Here is a 4,448-nt window from a genome sequence, read left to right on the forward strand (position 1 = left end):
GTTCATGAAAATGCCGCTTAAAATTACATCCTCAAACATCACCATTATTGCCACCATTCTCTTGTTCATTTCGCTATATGGAACAGGCTCCGCGATGTTTGACAGCTTTTTCTCTATGCAAGTATTTCTGAATTTGTTCGTTGATAACGCGTTTCTTATTATTGTTGCAACTGGCCTCGCATTTGTTATTGTGACAGGTGGCATCGACCTATCGGTTGCTTCACTAATTGCATTGGTCAGCGTGCTCTCCGCCGTCATGCTAAGAGCTGGCATTCATCCATTCGTTGTTATGCCAAGCGTATTGCTGCTAGGTACCATATTTGGATTATTGCAAGGGTATCTGATTTGCCGTTTTCATATTCATCCGTGGATTGTCACCCTCGGTGGTATGTTCTTGGCACGTGGCACGTGCTTTTTGATCAGCCCAGAGAGTATCGTGATTGATAATCCCATTTACAGCGCCATTTCCAATTTCAGAATTCCTTTACCAGGGGATGGATCGATCTCCATTGGGGTTGTCATCGCGTTAGTTACCGTCGCTGCAGCTGTTTATATTTCAAGATATACGGCGTTTGGCAGAAACGTTTATGCCATTGGCGGGAATGAGAAATCTGCGGAACTAATGGGTCTTCCGGTGTATGTGACCAAATTGGCAGTTTATACACTTAGCGGATTCTGCTCGGCTTTAAGCGGAATTGTGTTTACTTTCTACATGCTGTCCGGCTATGGTCTTCATTTGATGGGAGGCGAGATGGACGCAATTGCGGCTTGTGTCATTGGGGGCATCCTGCTAACAGGCGGATTTGGCTATTTCGTAGGTCCAATGCTTGGCGTATTAAGCGCAGGCGTTATTCAAACGATGATTATGTTTCAAGGTTCTTTAAGCTCCTGGTGGACGAAAATCGTGATCGGTTTCCTCTTATTTGCCTTCATCGCCTTGCAGCGAGCCATCGTATCGAGAAGGGAAAGAAAGCGGAATCCGCACACGCCGAAAAAAAAGAAAAGTACCGTCCAAAACGTAGTTCAGTTGTGATAATATAAGAACCATATCAATTAAGAGGAGGATCGCAGTGAGGGCATATCTTCGTTGGTGGCACGACCGCAGCATTCGTTTTAAGCTTAACTGCATCTTTCTCTTAATTATTCTTATCTCTATTCTTACGCTGAGTTTTTGGGGGATTCGAACTTATAGCAGTTACTCCGAGAATCAAGCAGATCAGAGCACGCTGCAAATGATTCATCAGGTAGAAAGCAATGTGGATTATTACATCGAGCATCTAAAGGATGTTCAACACTACATAAGCCAGGACCCAGAAGTCGAGAAGTTTATGCAAATGAAGGGACAAGAACCTTCTAAAGATGAGGTTTTACGGATTAATAAGACGTTGTCCATGTATACAGAGCGTAACAAAGAAATTATGGGCATTATGTTAGTTAATAAAAGCGGGGCTTTCACATCGCATGATATGTTTCGGATTACACGCGATTCATTGATCGAAGAAACCTGGTTTCAGGATGCTCTGAAAGCGCCTAATGATACAATGATCATTAGTAATCCGATAGGGCGTAACGTGTCTACGTCCCAAAATTACAGTTCTTACGATGTACTATCGCTCGTACACGCAGTCGTAGATCCCCAAACGGAAGAAGTGCTGGGGGTCGTTCTTATGGATTTAAGAATGGATATGATTAAATCCATCTTTGAAAATGTGAAGCTCGGCAAATCCGGATTTATGTACATATTGGATCACAAAGGCAACATCGTGTATGCGCCAACCAACGATATCGTCTATCGCATCCAGAGCAAGTGGCTGCCGGACGGTTCACAAGGAAGTCTTACACAGCAGATTAAAGGGCACGATTATCGCATTTTGTTCAATGATTCTACAACGAATAAGTGGAGATTCATTGGGGTTATTCCTAACGATGATTACCAGCGTGTCATCACAGATATTCAGTTGTATACACTGATCGTTACCTTCATAACGATTGTTTTGGCATCTTTGTTGTCCACTTACTTCACCGGCACATTGATTCGTCCCATTCGTAAGCTGATGAGTTTGATGAGTCATGTGAGGAATGGTGAGCTCAATCAACGTTTCGTCTCCGAAACCAAAGATGAGATCGGGCAGCTTGGCAATAGCTTTAATCATATGTTGGAAGAAATTAATAATTTAATTAATGTGGTCTACATGGAGCAGAAAAAAAAGCGGGAAGCTGAGCTGCAAGTCCTTCAAGCCCAGATCAAACCGCATTTCCTATATAACACGCTGGATACGATCCAGTGGATGGCGCAAGAATATGAAGCCGACGATATTATTGAAGTAATCGGGGCGCTTACGAATCTATTTCGAATTGGCTTGAATCGCGGAAACGAGTGGATTCCAGTACGGGATGAGGTCAAGCACGCCGAGAGTTATATGATTATTCAAATGTCCCGCTATATGGATAAATTAGATTTTAAATTCGATATCCCGGAACATTTGTATAGCTATCATGTCCTTAAACTTATTCTGCAGCCTTTAATTGAAAACGCGATTTATCATGGCATCAAGGCAAGAACAGGCAAGGGGAAGATCAGTATTTGCGCTGAACTAGAGTCGGATCTGATTTGTTTTCGAATCACAGATGATGGGGCTGGCATTCCGCCGGAGAAGCTGGAGGAAATCAATCAGATTTTACGTGGCGAGAAAATGCGCGAGGATCAATACGGCATCGGCTTGTTCAATGTAAACGAACGTATCCAGCTCACTTATGGTACCGCTTACGGAATTCAGATTTATAGTGTCCTTGGCCAAGGAACAACAGTCGAAATCAAGCATCCAATGGTGCAAGCAGTGAAAAAGACAGGATGAGGTGACGAATATGTGGAAACTTATGATTGCAGACGATGAACCACGCATTCGAAACGGTTTATGTAAAACGCTTCCATGGGCAGATATGGGCATAGAGGTCGTTGCTGAAGCTGAAAACGGCAAAGAAGCGCTAGAAATCGCGGCTTCGGCTTGTCCTGATCTGATGTTTGTTGATATTAACATGCCATTTATGAACGGTCTTGAGTTGATCGAGAAATTGCATGACCAAAATCCGAATTGCTTGGTGATCGTCATTTCGGGTCATGATGAATTTGCCTATGCCCAGCAAGCTGTAAGGCTGAATGCCTTCGATTATTTGCTAAAGCCTGTGCAAAAAATGGAGCTTAGCTCAGCGGTAAACAAAGCGCTTGAAGTGCTGATGAAAGATAGAGTGGAACAAAAGCATACGCAATGGATGAACCATAAATTGGAGTTCAATGCGGAAACGATGCGGGAAGAGTTTTTTAGCAAATGGATCACCGGGAAGTTGACGAAGGAGCAGTTTGAGGAAGAATGGCTGTTTTTTCAGCCCCAGTTCCATGGGAAAATCAGCATGCTGCTGCTGAAGCCGCTCGGCAAAGTTACAGCTAACGCTCCTAGCAAAATTTGGGACCCATCGTTGCTTGAGTTTGCCATCAAAAATATTTTAAGCGAAATGCTTCCGCAGCTGCCGATTTCCACGATTTTCAGCGCTGAAAGAGGTCGAATTGCAGCGCTTACACAAATCTCCGATCTTGCCAGCATACGTGCTGTGTATCAAGAGTTTGAACGTGTTGTCATGACTTATTTGGGGGTCAGCATGCTGCTGACGCATTCGGTTGTTGAACAACTTGAACAAGTTCCAAGACATTATGAAGAGATGAATCAGGAATTGATTCGTGAAAGCGCTTTGACGCCTATTGTTATGATGACGAAGAAATATTTGGAAACCTACTATTATAAAGAAGATTTGTCCTTGTCCGAAGTGGCTGAACAGATGAATGTCAATGCCACCTATTTAAGCAAGTTGTTAAAAAGAGATTTGGGCAAATCATTTGTAGATTGCCTTACTGACATCCGGATCAAAAAAGCCATTCAACATCTGAATGATCCCACTTCCAAAATGTATGAAATTGCTAAGAAAGTCGGCTACCAATCGCAGCATTATTTCAGTCATACGTTCAAAAAAATGACAGGCGTATCGCCACTGGAATATAGAAAGCGTGGAGACTACTAGGATGAAGGTTCCCTCAAAAAAAGGTTACATTTGGCTGCTGCTCTTTAGCTTGATAGGTCTGGTTGTGGTCATGCTCGTCGCAAGCCTCTTGCACCTTAAAGCGGTTAAAGATGAACCAGATTTTTTAATTGGCATTAGTCAGCCCAACCTGAATGAACCCCGGCAGCTGCTGATGAACAACGAAATTCGCAAAGAAGCCGAAAAGCACAGGAACGTTAAGCTTATTTTTACCGATGCGGCAGAAAACAGTGAGAAGCAGGTCCACGATGTCCAGAAGCTGATGAAATACGGCATCGATCTTCTTATTATTTCGCTGAATGACTCTGAGAAGCTGACGCCAATCGTGACTGAGGTCTACAAGGAGATTCCTGTTATTG

General features: G+C 43.3%; 3 protein-coding genes and 1 pseudogene. All 4 read left to right on the top strand.

Annotation, left to right across the window (positions count from 1 at the left end):
- The first annotated feature begins 4 nt into the window (after positions 1-4).
- Positions 5-1,033, top strand: coding sequence for a galactofuranose ABC transporter, permease protein YjfF (yjfF, locus tag AC1DUA_RS25165; protein WP_477502372.1), 1,029 nt, complete (start codon positions 5-7; stop codon positions 1,031-1,033).
- Between the two features lie 37 nt (positions 1,034-1,070).
- On the top strand, positions 1,071-2,855 hold the full coding sequence (locus AC1DUA_RS25170) for a sensor histidine kinase (protein WP_477502370.1): 1,785 nt from the start codon (positions 1,071-1,073) through the stop codon (positions 2,853-2,855).
- A 10-nt stretch (positions 2,856-2,865) separates the two neighbouring features.
- Positions 2,866-4,071: a response regulator gene (locus tag AC1DUA_RS25175; protein ID WP_477502371.1), complete on the top strand. Its 1,206-nt coding sequence runs from the start codon at positions 2,866-2,868 to the stop codon at positions 4,069-4,071.
- Position 4,072: 1 nt separating this feature from the next.
- Positions 4,073-4,448, top strand: a pseudogene (locus AC1DUA_RS25180) (hypothetical protein); the annotation flags it as partial.

The sequence above is a fragment of the Paenibacillus sp. 01T422 genome, from assembly GCF_056398785.1.

What these genes read in the sequence shown, in the direction of transcription:
- AC1DUA_RS25175 (WP_477502371.1), top strand. Translation starts at nt 2,866, where the DNA reads ATGTGGAAACTTATGATTGCAGACGATGAACCACGCATTCGAAACGGT.
- yjfF (WP_477502372.1), top strand. Translation starts at nt 5, where the DNA reads ATGAAAATGCCGCTTAAAATTACATCCTCAAACATCACCATTATTGCC.